Below are 25,080 nucleotides of genomic sequence, written 5' to 3' on the forward strand. Positions count from 1 at the left end.
CCAGCGGAAGCAAGGCCCATGAACCGAAGGGAATTTCTCAAAGGCTGCGGACTCACCGTGGCGATCGGGCTCACCCCATTGGGTGCCATCGCGCTCCGCGCCGCGGATCGGCGAAGGGACTTCGAACCCAATCTCTGGCTGACGATCACGCCGGAGGACCGCGTCATCTGTTGGGTCAACAAGTCGGAAATGGGCCAAGGGATCTATACGTCGTTCCCGATGATTCTTGCCGATGAGCTGGGGGCCTCGCTTAGTCAGGTCGAGGTTCGGCCGGCACCGGCTCTCCCCGGCTACGGAGACCCCGAGTCGGGGGGGATCCTGCTCACCGGCGGAAGCACGAGCATCCGGCACATGTATGGCTTTTTGCGGACGGCCGGAGCCGGCGCTCGGGAAATGATGATCGCCGCGGCAGCCAAGCTCTGGAAGGAACCCGCCGCCGAGATCCGGTGCCGCGACGGGAGAATCGAGGGCAAAGGCCATGCGGCTTCTTTTGGAGAGATCGTGCGCTACGCCCGGAAGGAGCGGCCCCCGGCGCGGCCGGCCCTCAAGGATCCCAAGGAGTTCGTCTACATCGGCACTCCGGTCGAGCGGCTCGACATTCCGGAAAAGGTCGCCGGAAAAGCCAAATTCGGGATCGATGTCTCCCTTCCCGGGCTCGTCTACGCCTTTTTCGTCCGCCCGCCCCGCTTTGGGGCAAAGCCGAAAGCGGTCGACGAGCGCGCCGCCAAGGCCATCCCTGGAGTGATCGCCGTACAAAGCCTCTCCCAAGGGGTCGCGGTCTTCGCCGAAACCATTGATGCGGCCTTTGGAGGCAGGGAGGCTCTCCGAGTCGACTGGCAAGGGGGAGATGACAAGCTCAGCAGCGCCTCGGCCGAAACGGCTCTGGTCGAGGTCCTGCAAACCGAAGGGATTGTAGCGCGCGAAGACGGACGCCCAAGGGAGATCTGGAACTCGGGAGCGCGAAAGCTCGAACGGTCCTACAAGCTCCCCTTCCTGGCTCACGGGACCCTGGAGCCGATGAACGCCACGGCCTGGGTGAGAAACGGAAGGTGCGATGTCTGGACCGGGACGCAGTTCCAAACGGGCTCGGTGAAGGCAGCCGCCCAAATTTGCGGTCTTCCCGAGTCGAGCGTCGAGGTCCACACCCAATATCTCGGAGGGGGATTCGGAAGACGGTCGGCCCTCGATTTCGTCATCGACGCAGTCGAGGCCTCGAAGGCCGCCAACCGTCCGGTCAAGGTGATCTATTCGCGGGAGGAAGACTTTGCTGCCGGCCGCTACCGACCGGCGAACGCAACCCGGGTTCAAGCGGTCCTCGACGATCGCGGGATGCCGGCGGCCTGGATCCATCGGATTGCGGTTCCTTCCATCTTCGCCTCGGCTTTTCCCGCGCGGATGAAGAACGGGATCGATCCGGCGGCGGTCGAAGGGTTGGTCAACCTGCCCTACGCAGTCCCCAATCTCCGGGTGGAATGGATCCGGAAGGACTTTTCGGTTCCCGTCTGGTTCTGGAGGTCGGTAGGATCGACGCACAACGCCTTCACGGTCGAAACCTTCGTGGACGAGTTGGCCAGACTGGCCGGGAAGGACCCGGTCAACTACCGGCTCTCCCTTCTCTCCGATCCCGACGCCAAGCGGGTCGTGGAGGCCGCGGCCGAGAAGGCCTGCTGGGGTCGGACCAAGACAGGGAGGCAGATGGGCTTCGCCTATCACCGCTGCTTCGGATCGCATGTCGCCCAATGCATCGAGATCTCGGTCGACCCGAAGGGGCTCGTCCTGCATCGGGTCGTCTGTGCCGTCGACTGCGGCCCGGTCGTCAACCCCAACACGGTCAAAGCGCAGATGGAGTCGGGGATCTTGATGGGTCTCTCCGCGGCGCTCAAGGAACGGGTGCTCATCGAAGAGGGGAGGATCGTCTCGAATAATTTCGATAAGTATCCGATCCTGCGGATGGGGGAAATTCCCAAGGACATCGATGTCTTCCTGATCCAAGGGCAGAAGGAGTTGGGAGGGGTCGGGGAGCCGGGAACTCCACCCGCCGCTCCCGCCTTGGCCAACGCGCTCTTCGCCGCGACCGGACGACGGGCGGAGAGCCTTCCCTTAGCGTTGTAGCTGAACGGTCGAAAAACCCCATGAATCTCGTCATCAACGAAAAGAGCTACTCGGTGAACGCGCCGGAGGAGCTCAAATTGGTTTGGGTTCTCCGGGAAGTTCTGCATCTGACCGGCACCAAGTTCGGCTGCGGGATCGGAGCGTGCGGCGCCTGCACGGTCCACATCAACGGGAAGGCGGTGCGTTCCTGCCAGGTGCCGCTCGGGGCCGTCGGGGGAAAGATCACGACGATCGAAGGGTTGCCGGAAGATCACCCGGTCAAGCGAACCTGGATCCGACACCAGGTGCCGCAGTGCGGCTACTGTCAGCCCGGCCAGATCATGCAGGCGGCCGCCCTGCTCTCCGCCCATCCCCATCCCGAAGTCGATGAGATCGTCGCGTCGATGAACGGCAATCTCTGCCGGTGCGGAACCTATCCCCGGATCCTCCGGGCGATTCGCGAGGTGGCGGAAGCGGCCACCTGAGACCATCTTCGCATGCCACCAGGAGCGGAGAAGACCACGAGGATTGCGGCCATCGTGCTGGCTGCGGGAGGATCGGTGCGCATGCGGCCCGCTCATAAGCCCCTGCTGCCCATCCGTGGGGAAGCGATGATCCGCCGCGCCGTGCAGTCGGCGCGCGAGGCCGAGCTCTTTCCGATCGTCGTCGTAGTCGGATATCGCGGGAACGAAGCGGCGGCGGCGGTGGCCGACCTCGCAGGGATCTGCTTGCCGAACCCGAAGTGGGAAACGGGAATCGCCTCTTCGATCCGCGCCGGAATTGCGGCGCTGCCGGACGACTGCCGGGGAACGGTGATCCTGCTGGCCGATATGCCCAGGGTGGACGCGAGCCATCTGCATCGCCTCTCGAACGCCTTTGCCTCGAATGAGGAGGCCGGAATCCTGATCCCGACTTATCGTGGACGGCGGGGGAACCCCGTGGTTTGGAGCCGGCGCCACTTTGCGGCCCTCGCGGCTCTCAGCGGGGACCGAGGAGGAAGCGCCCTGCTGGCAAAGCTTGGCCTCTTCGTAAGGGAAGTTCCGATTGAGGATGACGGGGTCCTCGTCGATCTCGACACCCCGGAAGAGTTCCAGCGGGAAGTTCTGCGGGCCCCTTTCGCGGGGAAAAGGAAGTGACCCGAAGGGACGATGCCCAGAAAGGGAATTCCTCTTGTCTCCTTCGAACGGGAAGCGTTAGCCTCTAAGGTCAACCGAGATTTCCGGTGGCGTCCCGGTTCCAGGAGTCTTCGCCCGGTGCTCTGGCACGTTGGCGCTCTGGCCTTCGCGTCGGCCCACGCAACTCGGCTTTGCTTCTCGTCCTCTTCCTGCTGGCCGAGACCCGGCTCCTTCCCGCCGCCCATCCGGAGGAAGGCAAGCAGAAAGCGGTTCCTCTCCTCGCGGCTCCTCAGATCCTCTTCGGTCCTGCCGGGGAAGGAAAAGCAGTCGCGGAGCGGATCATCGCCGGCCACCTGTCCGAGGCCGAAGCGGCTGCGGATCGGGAGCTGAGAATCGCCACCTCTCTTCAAGCAGGCGCGGAGATCGATCCCACCAAGAGGCTCCAGTCGGCGTCATCGATGTTGGGCTTCGCCTTCCGCGTGGCGGTCCCCTACAACAACCTCGGAGTCGTCTACACGCTCCAGAAAAGATATGCGGAGGCTCACAAGACGATCTCCCGGGCGATCGGCATCCAGCGGGCCGCGCTGAGCCAGGCGCAGACCGATACGACCTTCAATTCGACCCTGGCGTACATCCAGGCGGGACGAGGGGCGGGCAAGATCGTCGAGCAGCAGAGGAAGTTCTTAGCCATTCTGCTGCTCAACAACGCACTCGTTTACCGCATCGAGGGCGATGCAGCCCGGGCGGCCCAATTCGACGCCGAGGCGCATCGGCTCGATCCCACTCTCCCCAAGATGGCTCCTTTGTCTAGGCGGAACGAACGGCCTTCGCCTCCGCCGCAGCCTAAGCATCCTAAGGAGACGCCCCATCCGCGCCAGCCCCCGCCGCGAAAAAAGAGTCGTTCGCCACGTCCGGGGAAGGAGTTCCCCGCCTTTTGGGCAGGGCCTTTTTTTATGAACGAGCAAGTGATTCCGTGTCAGGGAGGGAAAGAAAGGCTAGACATGAGGCGACTTTTTCGATGCCATAGGCTCGATGAAACAGCTTTTCCATTTAAGAGCCGATGGGGCAAGGGATTGCGGACTGGAAGTTTCGATTGCCAGTTCTCCCGAAGAAATCGAATGGTTCGATGGGCAGTTGAAGGAGCGCCACTATCTGGGGGCGGGGCGATCGGTAGGCGACTATTTACGCCAGGTCATTGCCCAAGATGGGCAGGCGGTGGCGCTGCTGGTTTGGGGGCCGGCCTGCTACGCGCTCAAGGATCGGGATCGGTGGATTGGATGGAGCGCCGTACAGCGGGGTGGAGCGGCTCAAGTTGATCGTACAAAATCGGCGTTTTCTGCTGGCTTACTCCCAAGGGGCGAGGCGCCCAATCTGGCCTCCCAAGCTTTGGGGGGAGCGCCTTGCGGGCGTTGCCGGGGCAGTGGCGGGATCGTTTTGGCTACACTCCGCTTTTGGCCGAGAGCGCTTCACCGATCCGGAGGCCTATGCGGGGGACCTGCTACAAGGCGAGCAACTGGGAGGCGGTCGGCTACAGCAGCGCGGCTACAGCCGCCATCGGGGCCGATTTTTACCTGCCCAATGACCGGCCCAACGCGGCTCTGGCTGCGTCCTCTTTCGGCGCAAGGCGCGGCAAAACCTTACGGGCGGCCCAATTACCCGAAGAGTGCCGCGCCGGGTTTGAGCGCGAGGCCCTCGGGCACGCTGCCGGTCAACGCCCAACACACGTCGAATCGTTGCTGGAGGTCTTTTGGGAAAGCGGCCCGATCCGCGCAAGAAGAAGAGAACGCCCACTATCCGGTCGGATCCGGTGTTGACCTTGATCGCGATGGCGCTTTTGGCCGGGCGGCGGGAGATCGCTGAGATCGCCCGTTTTGCCACCAGTCTGACCCAGCCCCAACGCCGTCGGCTGGGCTTGCCGCTCAAGAAGGGCACCGGAGGCTTCCATCCGGTTCCCGGCCACAGTGTCTTCTACCAGGTGCTCACCCGCATGGATCCCGAAGCCTTCGCTTCCAGGCTCACCGACTGGTTGCAAGGGCAGGGCGGCCTGCTGCCGCAGGCGGCTGGCCATGGACGGCAAAATGATTCGTCACCACATTGGCCTCCTGACCTTGGCCCAACAGGAGGACGGCGCCCCGCAAGCGGTGGCGGTCCACGACCAAAAGCAGGACACGCCCCGTTGCGAACAAAGCGCGGCGGTGGCGCTGCTGGAAAAGCTGCCGGCCCTGGATGGCAAAATCATCACGGCCGACCCATTGCATTGTCAGCGGCGCCAGGCCCGTCTCATCGTCGAAAAAGGGGGCGATTACCTGTTCGGGATCAAGGGAAATCAGCGTCGCTTGCTCCAAGAGGCTCAAGCCTTGGACGCCTTGCCCGACACCCCCTTTTTGCCGACAACCAAACCGGTCATGGCCGGGTCGAAACCCGAGGGCTCCATGCCTTCCCCATCGAGCCCCTGGCCGCCGACTTCCCCTTTGCCCGCGCCCTGATCGTGGTGCGCAGCCAGCGAACGAAGAAAAAGAGCGGCCTCACCACCACCGAGTCCCGTTACTACCTCTCCAGCGCGCCACCGGATCAGTATTCGCCCCAAGAATGGTTGGACTTGATCCGAGGACATTGGGGCGGAGCCGAAATCCGCAATCATTGGCGACGCGATGTCCTGATGGGCGAAGACCGTTCCCGCTCTCGCCAGCCCAACCTGCTGGCCAACTTGGCGCTCATCCGTAACGCCCTCCTCTCGCTCCTCTCCGAACGCCTCGGCGAACATTCCCTCCCGCAGTTCCGCGAACGATTCTGCTCCACCCCTAAACAATGTCTGGCCATCCTTGCCGCCGCAGGAACTCCAAAACAAAAGCCCCTGCGAGCAAGCCCGTGCCGGCCCCATCCGGGAAGGATTTCCGGAATCTTCGGAGCGCCTGCTCAGGGCTCCTTGTCGTGCATCGTCGCCTCTTCCTTTGCGGCCAACTCCGCGTGATGCTCGGCATGCTGGGCATGTCCGTGGGCGATATGCGCATGATGCCCCGACTCCGCGTGCTCACCTTTGCGATGGTGCTCCGCCGCCTTCTTATGATGGATCGCAGCATGCTCATGGTGCATGGCGGCTTGCTCGTGATGTTCCGCAATCGTATCGGCCATAGATACCTCCTGTTACTCCTATTCCTTAGTATGATTTCAGATGCGACCCAAACATGGGCGCGTTGGTTAACGGATTCTTATCGAAGCCTCATCCAACTGTCAAGCTCAAGGAGCGACTCCCCTGAGGCAGATCTGGAAAGCCCGGGGGCCCGCCTGGGTTCGTTCCCTCCCTCAAAGAAGAGGAGGAGAATGTCCGATTTCGGCGTTTGGTGGCGTCCACTGTTTTAAGAATCAATTTTGTTGTTGCACAGGAGACGTGAGGTGCATACTCGATCCAGTCACGCCTAAACGACGAGGGAAGGTTCCACCGTTTACCAATTGCGGAGCAAGACCAATGAGAGCAATGCGCTTGGGGAGTGTTGGGCTGCTTTCGCTCGCTCTGCTTTTCCTCCTTCAGTCCGTGCCTGCAGGGAGAACGGAAACGTTGGTAAAGACATCGAAAGGCTATCGGGTGACGATCCTCCCAGTGATGGGCGCCGAAAAGGTGGAGGGGAAGCCTGAGGTTGCGAAAGGGAAGGTTCGCATCCAGAGCTTGAAGGAGGCGGTTTATGGAAAAGGGGAACCATCGGAGAAAGGACGTTAAAGAAGTCGGCTGACTGCGGAATCCTTTCCCCACCGCAAGTCACCTGGAGTCAGGGCTTTACCGCCTTGTAGACCTCCATCCCCGTTGCCAGTTTCCGACCAAAGAGGAAAATCAGGGCGTCGCGAGCTTGCTGGAGAGATCCTTCTCTAGCTTCGGATCGATCTCTCGAACCTTCTGGCAGGCTTTGGCCATCTCGTTCTTGCGGCCTGTCTCCTTGTACAAGATGGCCAGATTGCACCAGGCCTCTCCATAATCCGGCTTGAGGCGCAGGGCCTCCTTCGTCGCCGAGATTGCCTTGTCGTAATTCTTCAATTCCGCATAGGCGCTACCGAGGTTACCCCACGCTTCCGGAAGGTCGGGGCGAAGCTGGGTGGCTTTTTCTAAAGCGGTGACCGCTTCCGAATAGCGTCCGAGCTGCACATAGGTCCCGCCTAGGTCCGACCATGCTCGGCCAAAGTCATCCTTTTGCTGCACCGCCGTCTGGAAGGCATTGAGCGCATCCGAGTATCGTCCAAGATAGGCATAGCAGGTTCCCAGATTGCACCATGCCTTCGAAAAGTCCTGCCTTCTCTGGATGGCTGCCCGATAGGCGTCAATGGCCTTGTCGTACTCGGCAAGATTCTCGTAGGCAAGCCCGAGGAAGAACCACGGCGCTCCCTCGTTCGGATAGGCCCCGGTCCACTTTACGGACAGATCGAGGAGCCGGTTCCACCCCCTGGCGTTTTCCAGGGAAATCGCCTGCTCGAAGTAGGGGAGTTCGCGTTCATCGGCCGCTTTTGTACCGCCCCGTTCGATATCCGATTTCTGAAATTGGCTCGCCGAGTACTCCGCCAACTGGATGGCGAGGTCACGAACCCCGAACCCCTCCGCAACGGCTCTCTCCTCCACGATCGGCGAACGAGGGAAAGCCGTGGTCCCATCGCCCAACGTTCCTGCACAGGCCGAATGAGGCAGCAGCCAGAGCCCTGCCCCGAGCACCGTCAGCATCGAAACACCGATCGCCCGTTCCCGCCGGCCCGGTCTTTGGCCCATGAGCGAGGATACGGCAATACCCGGGATATCCTGGCACGAAGCTTTCATCGGAATACCTGATGGAACTTTTCCCCTCTGCAATTACATCACGAGATTGTGTAGTTCGTCGAATCGAAATATGGCCGGAAGCAAGACTTTTGCCAAAGGAATAAGCGCAACTCTCCGGGATGGAAGAACTGATCTTCCGGGATAGAGCCTGGAATCGAAATCGGGGCTCGCCGTTCTCCTTCGGCCCACCAAAAAGATTGTCGCAATTCGGCACGCTCCGGCATAAGGAAAGGACTCCCATATTCGCCGACGGTCATGGCACTCTTTTCCTTCGACTTGACTCAACGGCCTCCGCGAAGCCCAAGGGTCCGTCTCGGAGGTTTCGTCTGCCTGCCGCGGCTGCTCGACAAAGGACGCGCGCACCTGGCCGGAAAGGCCGGGGAGTATCGGTACAACTGCCCTCTCGACCAGCGCTGGTTTTCCTTCACGGGCCTTTCCGCCGATGCCCTCCTCGGTGAGTTGGCAAAGGGGAAGAGCGACAGCGAAATGCTGGCTTGGATCCTCGAAACCGCCCCTAGGCGTCGCGAACCGTTGGAAATCCTCGGCTGGTCTGCCTATATGGAGGCTCGTTCTCCCGGGGACGCCGAATCGCACCAGGTCTTTGCCGAAAATCTCGCCAAGCTCGCCCCCGCCCGGGAAGACATCGTCAGCTGGTTCGATCTTCTCGATCTCGACGACCACGTCTCCTTCGGCGGAAGAGCTTGAGCCCTTCCAGCTCTCCATCGTCCGCTCGAATCTCGAGCCGCCTTTCCGGCGGCGGCCGAACGCCCACACTAGCCGGCTAACCGAACGAGCAGCCGGCGCAGGAGATCCCGATCCGCGCCCGACACAACCCCGAATTGGGGGGAAGCCAACTTCTCCCCGAGGAACCGGCAGGCCGCCAGGATCATCTCGCGATGATCGAAGGCGAGCGAAGGCAGGTCGACAACCGGGAACCAGCGCACCGCAGAGGCATCGCTTCCGGCAGCGGCATCGACCAGAGCCGGGTCCACCCAGGCGACGTGGACGATGCTGACGACGGGCCCGCGGGGATCGCGCCCGGATCTCCCGAAGACGGCGACTTCCCACAGAGGGATCCCCGCCACTTCCGTCTCCTCCGCGAGTTCCCGGGCCGCCGCTCTCAGCGGCTCCTCCCCCGCCTCGACGAAGCCGCCGGGCAAGGCCCAGCTCCCGACATAGGGCGGCGTCTTCCGCTCGATCAGGAGCACGGAGATCTCTTCCTCGCGAAGCCCGAGGACGACCACGTCGGCGGTCAGGGCAAAGCGGGCGATCTCCGGCCGGAGATCCGGGGAGGCGGGACGCCCGCCCTGAGGTGCGACACGGTCCTCCTCGCCTCGAAAAATAATCCCGGCCTTCTGCACCTCTCGGTAGGGCAAGAGCCAGACGAGCGACTCGTCATGGAGATCGACCACTTGGATCTGGTTCCCCCAAGGGTCTCGAAAATCGCAGCGAAAGCCGGGAATGAGGGCAAGGCCATATTTCCGCGTAATCTTCTCCCGGACCTGCGCCAGCTGCTCTTCGTCTCGGACCATGATGCCGAAGTGACGTCGCCGGTCCGGCCGGACCTCGGGAACCACGAAGAGGGCCAGAAACTGGTGCTCGCCGAGCGCGAAGAAGGCGTCTCCTTCCCCTTGATCGAGCAGCCGAAGCCCGAAGACATCCTGATAGAAAGCGATCGCCTCTTCCCGGCTGCCTACCTCGATCGCGACATGGTTGCACCCGTAGACCTGGACGCTCACAAAGCGATCTTCGGCGAGTCCGTCACGAAGGGCAACCCGATTCGTCGTTTAGCTTGGCTCGTCCGGGCGCTGTTCGGAAGCGGACGGTTCCGGGCCCGTGCGAAGCCAAAAAGTCACCGGGCCTGCATTGACGAGGGCAACGTCCATGTCGGCACCAAAAACTCCGCTGGCAACCGTTTCGTGTCGTTCCCGAGCCCTTTGAACCAGGTAAAGGAAGAGCGCCTTCCCTACCTCTGGAGCGGCAGCCGGGGAAAAACTCGGGCGACTTCCCGTTCTCGTATCGGCCGCCAAGGTAAACTGAGGCACCAGGAGAAGTCCTCCGCCGATGTCGCGAAGGGAACGGCCCATCCGCCCGACTTCGTCCGGGAAAATCCGGTAGCCGAGCATGCGTTCAAGGAGGTTTCCCGCCGTCGACTCTCGGTCTCCCCGCTCGACGGCGACGAGGCCGAGAAGCCCCATCCCGATCTCAGCGACGGGGTGACCCCCTACCGAGACACGGGCTTCCCGCACCCGTTGAATCAACGCAATCATCTCCTTGCTCTCCCGCCCTCTTCCCGGCAAGGATTCCAGGAAATTAACTTGCCAGCAATCCGCTTCGAACGTAAACGAGGGTAAAAGGCTCAACCGGCCACGGCCTAAGCGTAGGTCGGGAGCCGTTGCGCCGCCAACTCATCCAAGGAGGAAAACAAGATGAAGCATCGTAGCGTTGCTCTGCTGACAGCCGCCGCCTTTGCCGGCCTGCTGGCGGGATCGGCTCTTCGTGCCAGCGGAGCGGATCTCACCGCAGAGTCCGGAAGCCCCCATGCCAAGATGGCATCCGAAAAGGGAAGCTGCAGCCAGTGCAGCGGAAAGAAAGAGAAGAAAAAGAAGAAAAAGAGCAAAGAGGGAGAGTCGGGCGCGCAGCAGTAAGGTCTCCTTTTGCCTATTTCTCGCAATTCGTTTGCTCGAAGGCAGGCGGGGCAACTCACCTGCCTTCCTTTTTTGCAGGGACCACCCCTTTCTTGCGCCCATGCCCAGCAACCGATTTAACGCCTCCTCCGAATACGGCATCGGCGTCGGGCTCCGCGTTCCCCACTACGACCAGATCCTGCGCAAGAAGCCAGTGGTCGACTGGTTCGAACTCCTTTCGGAAAGCTTCCTAGCCGACGGGGGCAGGCAGCGGGAAGTTCTCGACCGAGTCCTCCAACAGTATCGGGTCGTCCTTCACGGTGTCGGCCTCTACTTCGGCTCCGCCGAGCCGCTCGATCGCAGCCACCTTCGAAAGCTCAAGGCGCTGGTTCGCCGCACGGGGTCGCCCTGGCTATCCGACCACCTCTGCTGGGGGAGCGCCGACGGGCGGTTTAGCCACGACCTGCTTCCCATGCCCTTTACGATGGCCGCCGCCCGCCATACCGCCGCGAAGATCCGGCAGGCTGCGGATTTTCTCGAAGTTCCGGTCTCCGTAGAAAACATCAGCAGTTACGCGGAGTGGACAGCCTCCACCATGACCGAATGGGAGTTCCTTTCGGAAGTCGCGGAACAGGCGGATTGCGGGATCTTGCTGGATATAAACAACGTCTACATTGTGAGCGAGAACCACGGCTTTGACCCCTACGCTTACCTCGACCAGATTCCGCACGCTCGCGTCTCCCAGATCCACATCGGGGGCCACAGCCGGTTCGCCACCCACATCCTCGACACCCACGACCAACCGGTCGCCGATCCGGTCTGGCAGCTTTACGGCTACGCCATCGGCAAGCTTGGGGCCACCCCCACCCTCCTCGAGTGGGATGATCGGATTCCGCCTTTTGAAGAAGTCCATCGTGAAGCGCAAAAAGCTAATCGCTTCCTTGTCCAGCTCGCCTCGACCCATCCCTGAGGCAGGTTTGCCCAAGGCGGATACCGTCGAAACCCTGCGCGAGCTCCAGCGCCTTTTCTACTCCTGCATCACCCGGCCGCCCGTCCCGGAAGACGGGAGAAAGACCAAGGGCAATCCGGGAGAGGGGATGGCCGCCTTGGCGGAGCAGCTGATCCGGCCCTCCGCAAGGCAGAGCCCCTTCGATCGGCTCGAGATCTACCATCGCCAATACTGGCTCCGTCTCCGGGAGGCCCTTTCCGAAGACTTTCCGGGCCTGGAAAGCCTTCTGGGGTCCGAGCGCTTTTCCGGGCTCCTCGAAGCCTATCTCCTCCGCTATCCTCCCACCTCGCCGATGCTCCGGGAGCTAGGCTCCCGGCTCCCCCGCTTCCTCCGGGAAGAGCGGGATTGGGCGGCTCCCCACCCGCGCCGGCTCGTTCTCGACCTCGCCCGGTTCGAATGGGCCAGGATCGTCGCCTTTTACGCCTCGGAACATCCGCTCCCCCGAAAGGAGAGGACGACTCCGGAGACCCGGCTTTTCCTCCAGCCTCACCTTGTTCTTCTCGACCTCCACTACCCTGTCGAGCGCTGGACGCTAGAGACCCGCTTGCCTTCCGCGCCAGCCGAGAGCGCATCGGCGGCGCATCCCGGTCCACCGAAAAGCGGAGAATCTCGAGTCTCTCCCGAGCGACGCCGAATCGTCCTCCATCGACAGGGCCAGACCGTCTACCACAAAATCCTTCCGCGCGAAGCCTTCTTCCTCCTCCGTTCCTTCTCCAAGGGATCTTCCCTTCTCCAAGCCTGCAACCAGACGGCCGAGAAGTTTCCCGATCTGCCTCCAGGCCGCTACGGAGAATGGTTCCGCGAGTGGGCCTCCCTTGGCTGGTTGACGACCCAGCCTCGTTCCCGCTCTCGATCGGCGGCTTCCTAACCTGCCTGTCTCACAACGTTCCTACCCGAGGCGCGGCGGATGGGCCTGGATGCAGGGCGGGGCGCCGTTTTCCCCCGGAGCAGTACGACGACAACCTACAAGGAGGGTAAACCAAGCGCCAACGAAGCGGCCGGGCCCATTTCGCAAGCCGCAGGAGAACGCTCGTGAGATAGGCTGGCTACAGTTCTTGACCTCCGGGGCCTCGTCTGCTTTGGTGCTCTCGGAAGAGCCGGTCGGCCGCCGGTGCGGCGGATCAACCCCGATGAAGCCTCCCGAGTCGTCCTTGCCGCGTTGGGAATGGGAACAGGGGCTCGTGCAAAAGGCCCTTCTCCGCTTCTTTCGCATTGCGGTCGCCGCGGCGTTCAATCTCATCATTCTCCTGTTGCTCCTTGGCCTCGGGGTCGAAATCGCCCGGAGCCTTTGGGAGCTCGCTCCCACCCTGATCGGATCGGGCAAGGGATGGAGTTTTCGAGATCTGGTCGGCAGAACTCTTTCCCTCGTCGTGCTTCTCGAGCTGTTGCGCGCCTTCGTCGAATACTTCCAGTTCGACCGGATCCGGCTTCATGTCCTCTTGGAAGCAGCGGCAGCCTTCGTCCTGCGGGAGCTGATGCTCTCGCTCTTCGATGAGAAGATCTCCGGCATCAATGTCCTGATCTGGAGTGTCGCAGTCGTCGTCCTCGTCCTGGGACGAACCGTCGCCCTCTTGTCCCCTCCGATTCCCGGGACACCCTCGAAGCAGCGACTCCCCGGGATCGGGGGGAAGGAACCGGAGGAGGTCCAATCGCCACCGGCTTAGCCTGCCTGTCTCACAAAGTTCATATCCGAGGCGCGGCGAATGGTCCTGGATGCAAGGCGGGCGCAGATTTTCCCCCGAAGCGGTATGACGAAATACTGCAAGGAGGGAAAAGCAAGTCCCAACGAAGCAGACGGGTCCACGGGTCCATTTCCCAAGCCGCAGGAGAACGCTTGGGAGAGCGGCAGGCTAACAGATTCGGGGGAGCTGCTCACCGGGGAGTAGAGGAAGCGGGCGCTTGCCGCCAATCGCACTCCGGAGGAGCACCTTGCCCGGGTGCTCTTCGCCCACGGCACCAATGGCAGCGGCCTTGGGCCAACCGCTATGCCTAAGCTCGGCGAGGGCCTCTTCCGCGATTTCCGGAGCCACGATGGCGACGAACCGGCCCTCGTTTGCCACGTAGAGGGGGTCCAAGCCGAGGATCTCGCAGGCCGAGCCGACCTCTTCGTCCACGGGGATGCGCGCCTCGTCGACCTCGATCCCTTTGGATCCCTGCTGGGCGGCCTCCGCCAGCACGGTGGCCAATCCGCCTCGCGTCGCATCCCGAAGAAAGTGGACCCGGGTCCCGAACCGGTCGAGCAGGCGAACCACGGATCGATGGAGGGGGGCGGTGTCGCTTTCGATGCTCGATTCGAAGGCGAATCCTTCTCGAACGGAGAGGATCGCGATGCCATGGGCGCCCACGGGCCCATTGAGGAGGATCTGGTCCCCCGGGCTGATCAGCCGGGCCGAGACGGCGGCCTGCGGATGGAGATCCCCCACCCCGCTCGCATGGAGAAAGACCCGGTCGCCCTTGCCCCGCTCGACGACCTTGGTGTCTCCGGTCACGATCGCCACCGAGCACCGATCGGCCGCCTCGCGGACCGAGCAGAGCACCTTCCAGAGCTCGAGGACGGGCAGCCCCTCCTCCAGGATCAGGCCGAGTGCGAGATAGCGCGGATAGGCGCCGCACATCGCCAGATCGTTCACCGTCCCGTGGACCGCCAGCCGTCCGATATCTCCGCCCGGGAAGAAGATCGGCGACACGACGAAGCTGTCGGTCGTGATCGCGATGCGCCCTCCGGTGCTCACCACCGCCCCGTCGTGGCGCTCGGAGAGCGCCGGGTTGGCAAAGAGCCCGAAGAGGGGCTCGAGGAGCCTTTGCATCAGGATCCCTCCGCTCCCATGGCCCAGCTGGATTTCGGAGAAGTCGAGCTTCGGCAGAGGACAGGCCATCGCGGTGGGGACAGGGTTCATGGATGGGCTGCGGTGGGCTCCGCCGGGGCGTCGTCGACCGCACCCGCCCAGAAATGGAAGTAAGCGGCGCAGGCGCCCTCGGAGGAGACCATGGGGGCCCCTTGGGGCGTGCTCGGAGTGCACTCCTTGCCGAACAGGGGGCACTGGGGCGGCTTGAGAACTCCTTTGAGGATCCGGCCGGCCTGGCATCCACTCCCTTCCCGGCTCTCCCCCGAATCGAGGACAAACTTCCGGCTCGCATCGAACTCCCTCCACTCGGGCCGCAGATCGAGCCCGCTCCCCGGAATCGTTCCCATGCCCCTCCATTCCCGATCGACCTTCGCGAAGATCTTCGCGAGAAGGGCCCGAGCCTGGGGGTTCCCTTCCCTCCGGACCACCCGCCCGTAGGCGTTCTCGACCGCCGCCCTTCCCTCTTCCAGAAGTCCAACCAGTTGAAGGATCCCCTGGAGCAGATCCAGAGGCTCAAAACCGGTGACCACGATCGGAAGCCCGTGGCGCGCGGCCAGCGGCTCATATTCCTCGTAGCCCATCACCGTGCAGACGTGGCCCGCCGCCAGGAAGCCGTCGATCCGGCACTCGGGATCCGCCAGCAGAGCCTCCATCGCGGGCGGAACCCGCACATGGGCCGAGAGGAGAGAAAAGTTCGTCACCCCCTCCCGCGCCGCGTGCGCGACCGCCAGCCCGTTGGCGGGGGCGGTCGTCTCGAAGCCCACCGCAAAGAAGACGACCTCGCGTCTGGGGTTCTCCCGTGCGATGCGAAGCGCCTCGAGCGGCGAGTAGAACATCCGCACGTCGGCCCCACCCGCCTTGGCTTCCAAAAGGCTCTTCCGAGAGCCGGGAACCCGCAACATATCCCCATAGGAACAGAGGATGACTCCCCGCTCGGCGAGCTCCACCGCCTGATCGATCCGCTGGAGGGAGGTGACGCAGACCGGGCAACCCGGTCCATGGATCAAGTGGATCGCCTTGGGAAGAAGGGAGAGGATCCCATACTTGACCAGGTTATGCGTCTGCCCGCCGCAAACCTCCATGATCCGCCAAGACCGTGTGAGCCGCCTGCCGATCCTGGCCAAGATCGTGCGAACCAGTTCGGGATCACGGTATTCGGTGAGAAGCTTCAGGGAAACCTCCTCTCTGCTGCCGGAGGCCTTTCCCGGGCTTCCGGAGGAGCGGCCTCAGCCCCGATCTCCTCGAGCGCCCCCATCTCCCTCAGCAGGGCGAAGGTCTTCTCCGCCTCGTCGGCGTCCACGCGGGCAATGGCCAACCCCACATGGACCAGGACGAAATCGCCTGTCTGGGCCTCCGGCAGCAGCTCCAGGTTCACCTCCTTGACCACCCCACCGAAGCTCGCCTTCCCCATCCGGAAGCCGCCGGGAAAGGGCGTGTAGACCTCTTTCAATTCTCCAGGAATCGCCAAGCACATCGCCGAACACCTCCCTTTCGAAGAGTCTCCTAACCCGCATTCCTCAGGTTTCCGCTCCGCCAGGCGGAGGCCACCATCTGGCCGAAGGAAATACTCTCATCATTGGGGGAAAGGTCATGGGAAATATAGACCGAAAGCCGCTCTCCCCACAAAGCCTCCACGAGGTCGACCAGGAGTCCGTTTTGAAAGACCCCGCCGCCGAGCGCCAGATGCCGCGCACCCGCCCACGCCGCGACTCGGCCCGCAAGGTGGGCGAGGGAAAGATGGAAGCGCAGGGCGATCTCCCCCGGAGGGGCGCCGCGGACCAGATCGCGGGCGACTTCTTCTCGCAGATCGTCCAGGCGCACCACCCCGTCCGAGGAAGGAGGCAGCAAGGGGTAGGGCTCTTGGTTTCGCAGCTTGTCGATCCCACCGAGAGTCCGAGCGGTGCGCAGCGCCATCCTTTCGAGCCGGCGTGCCGCCTCCCCTTCGAAGGAGACGCGATCGGAAAGACCGAGAAGGCTCGCGAGCCCGTCAAAAAGCCGTCCGATGCTCGAGGTCCTGGGAGCACCCCCTCGCGCAAGCAGCGCCCGGAAAATCGGCCGCTCGGTCGGCCGGAGCTTCGCCTCGAGCCGCGCCCGCAAGGTCTCCGAGGAGTGCCAGAGGCTCAAAGCGGAGAGGCGCGGCTCCCGGATCGCCTTTTCGCCCAGGAGGAGAGGGAAATAGTCGAGATGCGCCACCCGCTCCATCCGTCCTTCCCGCCAGAGAAAGAACTCCCCTCCCCAGATTGCTTCATCCTCCCCCAGGCCAGTCCCATCCCAAATCACGCCGAGCACCGGCTCCCGCTCCCAGAAAAGGGAGTGCTCGGCCAGGAGAGACCAGAAATGGGCCTTCTGGTGCTGAACCTCCTCGGCCTCCAGCGCGATCTCTCTTGCTAGCGCCCTGCCCTCCTCGGTCGAGGTATACTGCGGATGCAGGTCGACGACGATCTGCCGCGGCACAAAGGAGAGCAGGCGGCGGAAATGGGCGAGCAGGCGGCGGAAATTCTCCTGGGCCTCCCAGCCCTCCAGATCCCCCAGGGATTGGGAGAGATAGATCTTCCCCTGATGCGCCAGCGTGATCGTCGCCTTCTGCTGCGCCCCCATGGCCAGGATGGCCGCCTCCCGGTCGAGCTCGAAGCCCTTGGCGAGGTAGAGGGGGGCAAAGCCGCGAGCGCGGCGCAAAAGAATGGGCTGCCCGAAAAAAGGGGAGAGTCGGACCACCGAATCGTCCAAGCGGCTCTCGATCTCCCGGTTGTGGCTGAGCACCGCATCGACCCCTTCCCGCAACTCCCCGAGAATCTCCTCCTCAGTGGCCAGGATGGGCGACTCCGACAGATTCGCGCTGGTCGCCACCACCGGACCCGCCAGCCGGTCGAGCAGAAGGGCCGGCAGGGGAGCGGAGGGAAGCATGATCCCCAGGGTGTCCTCTTCGGGGGCCACCCCCGAAGCAATCCGGGTTGGTCCTTCTTTTCGATTCAGGATCACGATCGGTTTCTCGCGTCGGCCGAGCCATCGCTCCTCCTCGGGACCGACGCAGGCCTCTCGCCGAATCGCATCGAGATCGGCAAAGAGGAGCGCAAAGGGCTTGATCGGCCGATGCTTCCTCCGGCGCAGCTCGCCTACGGCCTTCTCATTCGCTGCGTCCACCAAAAGCAGGTATCCGCCGATTCCCTTCAAGGCGACGATCTCCCCCTGCGCGATCCGCTTCGCCGCCGCATCGAGCGCCTCGCCTCCCGAGGCCAGCTGCAATCCCCGAGGATCGAGCAGGTCGGCCCTCACTCCGCAGGCGGGACAAGAGTTGGTCTGGGAATAGAAGCGACGGTCGGCGGGATCTCGATATTCACGGGCGCACTCCGGGCACATCGCAAAGGGCGCCATCGTGGTCCGCTCCCGGTCGTAGGGAAGCCCTTGGATGATCGAGTAGCGCGGCCCGCAATCGGTGCAGGTGATGAACGGATACTGGAAGCGCCGATTCCGGGGATCGGTGATCTCGCGCCGGCAGCTTTTGCAGAGGTCCAGATCGGGAAGCAGCAAGACCGTCGCCTTCCCCTCTCGGCTGCTCTCCCGGACCACGAAGCTCGAATCGGTCCCCAGCGGCGCTTCCTCGATCTCTGCATGCGTCACCGAGGCGATGGAGGGGTGATCCCGAAGCAGCGCGGCCGAAAATCGCTCGAGCGCCTCGACTTCGCCCTGCACCCGGATATGAATCCCATCGAGGCCGTTGCTCACCCAGCCGACCAGACCCGCCCCGCGCGCCAGCCGGTAGACAAAAGGCCGGAAGCCCACCCCCTGGACTTTCCCTTCGAGACGGATTTGCCAAGCCGCCTTTCGGTGGGTCATTCAAATCCCCCCCGTCCAGAGCCAGAAGACCCCAATCCCGATCGCGACGCTCCCCGTCGCCAGGCGAATGGCCAGAAAGCTCCGGTTCCCTCCCGCCGCAGGCAGCAGCGCGACTCTTCCCAGGATCCAGGAAAAGAGCGCCATCCCGAGAATCGCCCCCAGGCCGAAGCCGCCGAGGTATCCGCCCGCCGCTACCCGGCTCGGGAGAGCGAGCACCGGAAGGGCCGCCAGGAGATGATGGCTGCCTGCGACGCCGTGGAGGAGCCCGATCCAGAGCGGGGCATGGGGATGGCGGTGGTCCTCCGCCGCCTCGTGAAGGGAAGAGGAGTGTGCGCCGGACCGGTGGAGATGGAGATGAAGGTGGGCGTGGCTAACCCCGTCATGGCAATGCCGGTGGACATGGATCTGGCGGGAGAGAGCACGCAGGCAGCACCAGAGACCGATGGCCACCAGGACGCCCCCCACCAGCCGCTCTCCCCAATAAGAAAGCAGCGCAGTCGGCAAGGCGCCCCACAGCCAAAAAACGAGCAGGCTCAGGAGCCAGACGCCCCCGCTGTGCCCCAGGCCCCAGGAGAGTCCGACTCGCCAGGCGTCCGTACGCCTCTCGATCGTCAACGGGGCGATCGCGGCGAGATGGTCGAGGCCGGTCAGGGCATGGACGATCCCGGCGGCAATCCCCGCTCCCACGGCGGCGACAAGCAAAGGGTCTACCAGCACCTCTGCCCCCCTTCTATGCGACGACCGGCTTTTCCGGCCGGTAGGAGGCCTTGGCGCGAAGCCACCCCTCCTCCACCCAGCGGAGCCACTCCTCCATGCCCTTCCCTGTCTTCGCCGAGAGCAGGAGCGGCTCGAGGCCGGGGCGGAGCCGGTGGGCAAAGTCGGCGCACTGCTCCACGGAAAAATCGACGTAGGGCAAAAGATCTGCCTTCGAGAGGAGAAGGAGATCGGCTCCGTGAAAGGCCTCCGGATATTTTCGCGGCTTGTCCTCTCCTTCGGTCACCGAAAGGATCACCACCCGCTTCCCCTCCCCCAAGTCGAAGAGCGCGGGGCAGATGAGATTCCCGACATTCTCGATCCAGAGGATCCCTTGCTCGGGAGCCGGCAGCTCCTCGAGCGCGTGAGCCACCGCATGGGCATCGAGATGACAGCTCTTTCCCGTCTGGATCTGGAGGGCGGGAACGCCCGTGGCTCGGATCCGCTCGGCATCGAGCTCGCTCTGCTGGTCTCCTTCGATGACCGCCATCGGGATCCGGTCCCGAAGCGCCTCAAGGGTACGCACCAGCAGCGTCGTCTTTCCCGACCCAGGGCTGGAAATGATGTTTACGGCAAGGACGCCGCTTCGGCGAAAGATCTCCCGGTTGCGCCGGGCAAAGGCGGCGTTGGCCTCCAGGAGATCGGCCTCCAGATCGATGACCCGCCCTCCCTCCGTCCCATGGCGATGCTGCCAAGCATGAGGATGATGCTCATGCTTGGCCCCTTCTTCTCCCCCGCACCCGCAGGTCGCGCACATTGGCTTTTCTCCTTCTTCTTGCCGCGAAACGGCTCTGGCTAATCGACTTCTATCTCGCCGAGGCGGAGCCCGGCATCCTCTTCCCACAGTAACCGATAACTCCCGCAGACGGGACAAGCTTCCGCGAGCTTCTCCGCCTCGCCCTCCTGCGTGCAATCGAGGCAGACGACTCTCGCCGGCACCGGCCGGATTTCAAGGACAGCCCCTTCGGCCAAGGTTCCGCGAGAGGCGACGCCAAACGAAAACACCATCGCTCCCGGCTCGACCATCGCCTGCGGCCCGACCCGAAGCTCCACCCGGCGGACCCTCCGATAATGGTGACGCCCGGCCTGCGTTTCCAGGATCCCGACCAGGGTTCGACAGAGGGAAAGCTCGTGCATCCGCTTCCGGTCCCTGCCCCATTTCCACCGCTGCCACTAGACTGACAAATGTCAGCACATCTTCTCTCCGTTTGGCGTTCGCGTCAGCACAAAAAGCGGCGACTCTCTCCTGGCCTCCTCAGGGGGGGTGCGCCCGCTTCGTCGGCGACAGATTTTTCCGGCTCTTCGCTGAATGGAATGGGCGGAGGAGGCAGATTTGCCATTGAGGGATGGCAAGAAACGGTGTTCTTGCCATCCGTCTTCGACGGATTTTGTGTCCGGGCGAATTGCCGTCAAGGACACTTCGACTTCGTCGATCCTCCTTGACGGCGGATTGCCAAGCTCGCCTCGTTTTCCGATTCTTCGGGCATGGATGCGAACAAGCTTTTTGCGATGGCCTTATAGTTGGGTCCGGAATGGAAGGTGACTCGAAGCGAACTGTCTCCGGTGGATCACACCTTGAAGATCTGGATTGATTTTCGCGAGGGCCATCGGTTCCCCTGTCCGGAATGCGGGCGCCCTTCTCCTGCGCATGACACGGTGGAGAAGCGGTGGAGGCACATGAACTTCTAGCAGTACAAGACCGAGCTGGTGGCGCGGGTTCCACGGGTGGACTGTCCGGAGCACGGAGTGCGGTTGGCGGAAGTTCCCTGGGCCAGTGCGGGGAGCGGGTTTACCCTGATGATGGAGGCGGTCATCCGGATGCTTTCCCAGGAGATGCCGGTTTCCCAGGTGGCCGAGATGCTCAAGGAGCAGGACACCCGGCTGTGGAGAATCTTGGAGCACTACGTGGAAAAGGCCTATCGGAAGGAGGATTGGAGCGGGGTGAAGCGGATCCTGGTCGACGAGACCAGCAGGAAGCGGGGTCACCGCTACGTGACCGCGGTGACCGACGCGGAGAGCCGGAAGCTCCTCTTCCTGGTGGAGGGCAAAGGAAAGGAGACCTTGGAGGCATTTGCCAAGGAGATGCGGGAGCACGGAGCGGATCCCGAGCAGATCGGGCTGATCTGCATGGACATGAGCCCCTCCTATATTGCCGGAGCCAAGGAGCACTTCCGCAAGGCGGACATCGTCTTTGACCGCTTTCACCTCATGCAGATGGCGGGGGAGGCGGTCGACCAAGTACGCAAGGAGTTCGTGCGTCAGGGGCTGCTGCCGAAGGGAAGCCTCTGGGCGCTGCGAGGCAACGAATGGACGCGAAGCAGGGAGCAGAAGAGTCTGCGCGCTTCCCTTTGCGCCGCCTACCCCCGACTGGGAAGAGCCATTGGGCTACGTGAGGCTCTACAAGAGATCCTCGCCCAGGAGGATCCCCAAGAGCTTCGCTGATGGCTCCAGTGGGCCGACCGCAGTCGGCTCGCTCCCTTCCGAAATCTTTCCAAGACGTTCAAAAAGCACCTGGACGGCGTCCTTGCTTTCCTCCAGAGCCGGGTGACCAATGGTCTCATCGAGGCGATCAACGGCCTCATCCAGCTCGCCAAAAGGATGGCCAGAGGGTTCCGAAGCTTCCGCTACTTGCGGATCGCCGCTTTCCTCAAAGCCGGAAAGCTGAGGTTGGATCTTCCCATCGTAACCTCATAACCCACGAAAAACAGCGAAGAGGCATTTTTCCCTGTTTTCGATTGCCTTCCTTGTCATAACAGCCATACGATGTGAGGAATCGCGGTCAGGGAGGGTTCTCCATGAGAATCATCGGAAAGGGGAAAGTCGCTTCTTCGTCATCCCAGGGAATCGCGGCCCGAACCCTCCAGGAATACGAAGCGCTCCGCCTCCGCTGCGAGCGGAGGCTCCGAGAGCTCGAAGCTTCCAAACCGCTCAACCAGGTCAACCTTCCTTCCCTCCTTCGGGATCGGGGCATGAGCCGACGATCCTTCCTCAAGTGGGCTTCGGCGACGACCGCCCTTCTCTTCCTCCCCGCAAGCTTCGAGAAGCTCGTCGCCCGAGCGGCGGCGGTCATGAACCGGGTGCCCGTTATCTGGGTCGAATACCAGGATTGCGCTGGCAACTCGGAAGCCATCCTGCGCGCGGACGGCCCGACGATCGACGAACTGCTCCTCGAGGTGATCTCTCTCGAGTACCAGGAGACGCTGATGGCGCCGTCGGGTTTTCAAGCCGAAGCCCAGCTCAAGGATGCCGTCGAGAGCTTCCGGGGGAAGTATATCCTGATCGTCGAAGGCTCCATTCCGACGGAGGAGGGCTTCTGCTTCAACGGGCCGCGCGCGGAGAGCTTTCTGGAGAATCTCAAGCGCCTCTCCCGCGACGCCCTGGCCGTCATCGCCGTGGGGAGCTGCGCCTCCTACGGCGGCATCCCCGCCGCCTCTCCGAATCCAACTAAGGCGATGGGCGTCTGGGATATCGTCAAGGGAAAGCCGATCGTCAACATTCCCGCCTGCCAGATGAACCCCGCCAACCTGATCGGAGTCGTCCTCCACTTCGTCCTGACGGGAACGCTCCCCGAGCTCGATTGCCTGCTCCGGCCGAAGTTCGCCTTCGGCTACCGCATTCACGACAACTGCGAGCGTCGCGCCCATTTTGACGCCGGCGAATATGTCGAACGCTGGGGAGACGACGGGGCACGAAACAACTTCTGTCTCTACAAAATGGGCTGCAAGGGTCCAATGACTTTCAACAACTGCTCGATCATCCGTTACAACGATGGGACCAACTGGCCGATCGGGGTCGGACGGGGATGCATCGGCTGCTCCGAGCCTGGTTTCTGGGACAAGTATGCCTACGAGCGGCCGATGGCGGGCGCCAACATTCCCGTCCCCGGCCTCTTCGACCTCGGGATCGAGAGAAGCGTCGACATCCTTGGCGTCGGCCTGCTGACCGCAGCCGGAGCCGGCATCGCGATCCATGCCTTCCTGAGCGCCAAGTATGGAAAGAAGTCGGAGGAGGCTCCGTCCGCTGCGCCTCCCAAGGAGAAGTCATGAGCAGGCGCAACGTCGTCGACCCCATCACCCGCATCGAAGGCCATCTCCGCATCGAAGCGGTGCTCGATGAGACCAACATGGTCCAGGACGCCTATGCCTCCGGAACGATGTTCCGGGGGATCGAGACGATCCTCAAGGGCCGCGATCCGCGGGATGCCGGGCTCTTGGCGATGCGAATCTGCGGAGTCTGCACCGGGGTCCACTACTGGACCAGCATCCGAGCGGTCGAAGACGCCTTCGGAGTCCGCGTTCCCAACAACGCCCGGCTCGTCCGGAACCTGATTGCGGGTTCTCTCTACCTCCACGACCATCCGGTCCACTTTTACCACCTCCATGCGCTCGACTGGGTCGACGTGATCTCGGCGCTCAAGGCCGATCCGCGCAAAGCGGTCGACGTGGCCTATCAGTTTACCGACACGCCCTGGAACGTGAGCGTCGAGCATTTCTAGAAAGTCCAGGAGCGGCTGAACGGCTTTGCCGCGCAGGGCCGCCTGGGAATCTTCGCGGGCGGTTACTGGGGAAACCCGAGCTACCGCTTCTCCCCCGAGGAAAATCTCATCGCCGTCTCCCACTATCTCGATGCCTTGGCGCTGCAGCGGGGTGCGGCCAAGATGATGGCGATCTTCGGGGGAAAGAACCCCCACCCGCAGTCGATCGTCGTAGGAGGGGTGACTTGCGTTCAGGACATCGAGAATCCCAGCCGGATCTCCCTCTTCCAGACCCTGCTCGAGGAACAGCACCGTTTTATCCGCCAAGCCTACCTCCCGGACATTCTCATGGCCGCTCATGCCTACCGCGAGGAGGGCCTTGCCGGCATCGGATCGGGCCTCAAGTCTTATCTGGCCTACGGTTTCTTCGACATGGACAACGAAGGCCCCGGGCGAGGAAAGACCCTCTTCCCGAGCGGGATGGTCTTGGCAGGAGGTCTGTCGAAGGTCTACGACTTCGAGCCGTCGAAGGTCACGGAGGACGTTCTCCACTCTTGGTACCGCGGCCAAGACAGCCTCCATCCCTACGCGGGCGTGACCGATCCCGCCTTCACGGGCCTGCGGAAGGAAGGGGAAATCGCCTATCTCGATAGCGACGGCAAGTATAGCTGGATCAAGGCTCCCACCTATGATGACCACCGGGTGGAAACCGGTCCCCTGGCTCGCCTCCTGGTCGGCTATGCGCGAGGCGACGCCCGGATCCGGGAAGCGCTCGATGGGACGCTCCGGCGCGGAGGACTGCCCGCCACCGCTCTCTTCAGCACCCTCGGTCGGACGGCGGCGCGGGCGATCGAAACCGACCTCATCGCGGAGGCAATGACCGGTTGGGCGCAGGAGCCCGCCAAGAATACGGCGACCGGGGACCTCTCGACCTGGACACCCTTCGATTTCGCCAAAGTCTCCCGGGACGCGCAAGGCTGCGGCTTATCCGAGGCCCCGCGAGGAGCGCTCGGCCACTGGGTCAAGATCCGGGATGGAAAGATCGAAAACTACCAGGCGGTCGTCCCTACCACGTGGAATGCTTCTCCCCGCGACCGCAAAGGCCGGCGGGGAGCCTACGAGGAGGCCCTGATCGGCACCCGCCTGGCCAATGCCGAACAGCCCTTGAAGATCCTCCGGACCATTCACAGCTTCGATCCCTGCCTCGCCTGCTCGGTCCACATCGTCGACTTCCGCGGGAGAGACTTGGGTACCTACCGGGTGCTCTAGATCGGAGGTCGTAGCGGAGAAACGTTCGGTAAACAACGCGCGACTGAAGTCGCAGGCTTTATCGTGAAGCGCAGACATGGTTGCCAACATCCGCACCTCCAACATTAGGCGTGCTTACGGCCGCCCTTGGCGGAACCATCGTTCCGCCAATCCGGGCAAGATTCCGACTCGCGTTCAAGTCGCTGTGCGCCCGGAGACCACAGTGAGGACACGCGAAACGATGCTTCGTGCGTCTGCCCAATTGTTTACAAGACGAGCAGGTTTGGC

At 63.0% G+C, this 25,080-nt stretch carries 25 protein-coding genes and 4 pseudogenes; 17 read left to right on the forward strand and 12 right to left on the reverse strand.

Features of this window, described 5'->3' with window-relative positions; translation table 11 throughout:
- The first annotated feature begins 18 nt into the window (after positions 1 to 18).
- The 8 genes and pseudogenes from A37A_RS0101435 to A37A_RS20410 form a co-directional block, all read left to right on the forward strand.
- Positions 19 to 2,112 (forward strand): xanthine dehydrogenase family protein molybdopterin-binding subunit, encoded by a 2,094-nt coding sequence (locus A37A_RS0101435; protein WP_018289764.1) that lies wholly within the window; start codon positions 19 to 21, stop codon positions 2,110 to 2,112.
- Positions 2,113 to 2,132: 20 nt separating this feature from the next.
- Entirely contained in the window at positions 2,133 to 2,576 is a 444-nt protein-coding gene (locus A37A_RS0101440; RefSeq protein ID WP_018289765.1) for a (2Fe-2S)-binding protein, read from the forward strand.
- Positions 2,577 to 2,588: 12 nt separating this feature from the next.
- A complete protein-coding gene (locus tag A37A_RS0101445; RefSeq protein WP_018289766.1) occupies positions 2,589 to 3,227 on the forward strand; it encodes an NTP transferase domain-containing protein in 639 nt (212 codons plus the stop codon).
- 86 nt (positions 3,228 to 3,313) lie between these two features.
- The gene (locus A37A_RS21065) at positions 3,314 to 4,522 is read left to right on the forward strand and encodes a hypothetical protein (RefSeq protein ID WP_018289767.1); all 1,209 of its coding nucleotides are present in this window, start codon (positions 3,314 to 3,316) and stop codon (positions 4,520 to 4,522) included.
- 84 nt (positions 4,523 to 4,606) lie between these two features.
- Complete coding sequence (locus A37A_RS21070; RefSeq protein WP_231363720.1) at positions 4,607 to 5,020, forward strand: DUF4338 domain-containing protein; 414 nt, start codon at positions 4,607 to 4,609, stop codon at positions 5,018 to 5,020.
- Positions 5,014 to 5,175: pseudogene (locus A37A_RS21075) on the forward strand (hypothetical protein); the annotation flags it as partial. The gene A37A_RS21070 and the pseudogene A37A_RS21075, both read left to right, overlap by 7 nt.
- A 97-nt stretch (positions 5,176 to 5,272) precedes the next feature.
- A complete protein-coding gene (locus A37A_RS21080) occupies positions 5,273 to 5,692 on the forward strand; it encodes a DDE transposase family protein (RefSeq protein WP_051076230.1) in 420 nt (139 codons plus the stop codon).
- A pseudogene (locus A37A_RS20410) lies at positions 5,650 to 6,039 on the forward strand (hypothetical protein); the annotation flags it as partial. The gene A37A_RS21080 and the pseudogene A37A_RS20410, both read left to right, overlap by 43 nt.
- Before the next feature lie 83 nt (positions 6,040 to 6,122).
- Here the strand turns inward: A37A_RS20410 and A37A_RS18755 are convergent.
- Positions 6,123 to 6,338: a hypothetical protein gene (locus A37A_RS18755; RefSeq protein WP_081616154.1), complete on the reverse strand. Its 216-nt coding sequence runs from the start codon at positions 6,336 to 6,338 to the stop codon at positions 6,123 to 6,125.
- Positions 6,339 to 6,762: 424 nt separating this feature from the next.
- On the opposite strand from A37A_RS18755, the gene A37A_RS0101480 reads away from it, so the two are divergent.
- A complete protein-coding gene (locus A37A_RS0101480) occupies positions 6,763 to 6,921 on the forward strand; it encodes a hypothetical protein (RefSeq protein ID WP_155996404.1) in 159 nt (52 codons plus the stop codon).
- Positions 6,922 to 7,032: 111 nt separating this feature from the next.
- On the opposite strand, the gene A37A_RS15085 is transcribed toward A37A_RS0101480, so the two are convergent.
- Complete coding sequence (locus A37A_RS15085) at positions 7,033 to 7,953, reverse strand: tetratricopeptide repeat protein (RefSeq protein WP_018289773.1); 921 nt, start codon at positions 7,951 to 7,953, stop codon at positions 7,033 to 7,035.
- A 303-nt stretch (positions 7,954 to 8,256) separates the two neighbouring features.
- Here A37A_RS15085 and A37A_RS0101495 point away from each other — a divergent pair, with 303 nt between their 5' ends.
- On the forward strand, positions 8,257 to 8,706 hold the full coding sequence (locus tag A37A_RS0101495; protein ID WP_018289775.1) for a DUF5069 domain-containing protein: 450 nt from the start codon (positions 8,257 to 8,259) through the stop codon (positions 8,704 to 8,706).
- A 68-nt stretch (positions 8,707 to 8,774) separates the two neighbouring features.
- Here the strand turns inward: A37A_RS0101495 and A37A_RS18760 are convergent, their stop codons facing one another.
- Both A37A_RS18760 and dtd read right to left on the reverse strand, forming a co-directional pair.
- On the reverse strand, positions 8,775 to 9,740 hold the full coding sequence (locus A37A_RS18760) for an NUDIX domain-containing protein (protein ID WP_018289776.1): 966 nt from the start codon (positions 9,738 to 9,740) through the stop codon (positions 8,775 to 8,777).
- Positions 9,741 to 9,788: 48 nt separating this feature from the next.
- Positions 9,789 to 10,271 carry a D-aminoacyl-tRNA deacylase gene (dtd, locus tag A37A_RS0101510; protein ID WP_020493850.1) on the reverse strand — a complete coding sequence of 161 codons (483 nt, stop codon included), beginning with the start codon at positions 10,269 to 10,271 and terminating at the stop codon, positions 9,789 to 9,791.
- Between the two features lie 159 nt (positions 10,272 to 10,430).
- Here dtd and A37A_RS0101515 point away from each other — a divergent pair, with 159 nt between their 5' ends.
- From A37A_RS0101515 to A37A_RS0101530, 4 genes are all read left to right on the forward strand, one after another.
- A complete protein-coding gene (locus A37A_RS0101515) occupies positions 10,431 to 10,649 on the forward strand; it encodes a hypothetical protein (RefSeq protein WP_018289778.1) in 219 nt (72 codons plus the stop codon).
- A 100-nt stretch (positions 10,650 to 10,749) separates the two neighbouring features.
- Entirely contained in the window at positions 10,750 to 11,598 is an 849-nt protein-coding gene (locus A37A_RS0101520) for a DUF692 domain-containing protein (protein WP_018289779.1), read from the forward strand.
- Complete coding sequence (locus A37A_RS17915) at positions 11,543 to 12,505, forward strand: DNA-binding domain-containing protein (protein ID WP_196799458.1); 963 nt, start codon at positions 11,543 to 11,545, stop codon at positions 12,503 to 12,505. The genes A37A_RS0101520 and A37A_RS17915 overlap by 56 nt, the downstream gene beginning before the upstream one ends.
- A gap of 262 nt (positions 12,506 to 12,767) precedes the next feature.
- Positions 12,768 to 13,301, forward strand: a complete 534-nt coding sequence (locus tag A37A_RS0101530; protein ID WP_020493851.1) for a phosphate-starvation-inducible PsiE family protein — start codon at positions 12,768 to 12,770, stop codon at positions 13,299 to 13,301.
- Positions 13,302 to 13,487: 186 nt separating this feature from the next.
- Here the strand turns inward: A37A_RS0101530 and hypE are convergent, their stop codons facing one another.
- The 7 genes from hypE to hypA are packed head-to-tail and all read right to left on the reverse strand — an operon-like array spanning position 13,488 to position 20,207.
- On the reverse strand, positions 13,488 to 14,534 hold the full coding sequence (gene hypE / locus A37A_RS0101535; RefSeq protein ID WP_020493852.1) for a hydrogenase expression/formation protein HypE: 1,047 nt from the start codon (positions 14,532 to 14,534) through the stop codon (positions 13,488 to 13,490).
- Positions 14,531 to 15,655 carry a hydrogenase formation protein HypD gene (hypD, locus tag A37A_RS0101540; protein ID WP_040887578.1) on the reverse strand — a complete coding sequence of 375 codons (1,125 nt, stop codon included), beginning with the start codon at positions 15,653 to 15,655 and terminating at the stop codon, positions 14,531 to 14,533. Before hypD ends, hypE begins: the two co-directional genes overlap by 4 nt.
- Positions 15,652 to 15,957, reverse strand: a complete 306-nt coding sequence (locus A37A_RS0101545; protein WP_018289784.1) for a HypC/HybG/HupF family hydrogenase formation chaperone — start codon at positions 15,955 to 15,957, stop codon at positions 15,652 to 15,654. The genes hypD and A37A_RS0101545 overlap by 4 nt, the downstream gene beginning before the upstream one ends.
- A 29-nt stretch (positions 15,958 to 15,986) precedes the next feature.
- The gene (gene hypF / locus A37A_RS0101550; RefSeq protein WP_018289785.1) at positions 15,987 to 18,317 is read right to left on the reverse strand and encodes a carbamoyltransferase HypF; all 2,331 of its coding nucleotides are present in this window, start codon (positions 18,315 to 18,317) and stop codon (positions 15,987 to 15,989) included.
- Complete coding sequence (locus tag A37A_RS0101555; RefSeq protein ID WP_020493853.1) at positions 18,318 to 19,034, reverse strand: hypothetical protein; 717 nt, start codon at positions 19,032 to 19,034, stop codon at positions 18,318 to 18,320.
- Positions 19,035 to 19,047: 13 nt separating this feature from the next.
- Complete coding sequence (gene hypB, locus A37A_RS0101560; RefSeq protein WP_018289787.1) at positions 19,048 to 19,827, reverse strand: hydrogenase nickel incorporation protein HypB; 780 nt, start codon at positions 19,825 to 19,827, stop codon at positions 19,048 to 19,050.
- A gap of 38 nt (positions 19,828 to 19,865) precedes the next feature.
- Entirely contained in the window at positions 19,866 to 20,207 is a 342-nt protein-coding gene (gene hypA, locus A37A_RS0101565; RefSeq protein ID WP_018289788.1) for a hydrogenase maturation nickel metallochaperone HypA, read from the reverse strand.
- 384 nt (positions 20,208 to 20,591) lie between these two features.
- Here hypA and A37A_RS18765 point away from each other — a divergent pair.
- The 3 genes and pseudogenes from A37A_RS18765 (at position 20,592) to A37A_RS15110 (ending at position 24,813) form a co-directional block, all read left to right on the forward strand.
- Positions 20,592 to 21,764: pseudogene (locus A37A_RS18765) on the forward strand (ISL3 family transposase).
- A gap of 101 nt (positions 21,765 to 21,865) precedes the next feature.
- Positions 21,866 to 23,116 (forward strand): hydrogenase small subunit, encoded by a 1,251-nt coding sequence (locus A37A_RS0101575; protein WP_020493854.1) that lies wholly within the window; start codon positions 21,866 to 21,868, stop codon positions 23,114 to 23,116.
- Positions 23,113 to 24,813 (forward strand): annotated as a pseudogene (locus tag A37A_RS15110) (nickel-dependent hydrogenase large subunit). Before A37A_RS0101575 ends, A37A_RS15110 begins: the two are co-directional and overlap by 4 nt.
- 58 nt (positions 24,814 to 24,871) lie before the next feature.
- Here A37A_RS15110 and A37A_RS18770 read toward each other — a convergent pair.
- The coding region (locus A37A_RS18770; protein ID WP_155996580.1) for a zinc ribbon domain-containing protein at positions 24,872 to 25,080 on the reverse strand (209 nt) is incomplete at its 5' end.

The organism is Verrucomicrobium sp. 3C (assembly GCF_000379365.1).
In the GTDB taxonomy this organism is placed as follows: domain Bacteria; phylum Verrucomicrobiota; class Verrucomicrobiia; order Methylacidiphilales; family Methylacidiphilaceae; genus Methylacidimicrobium.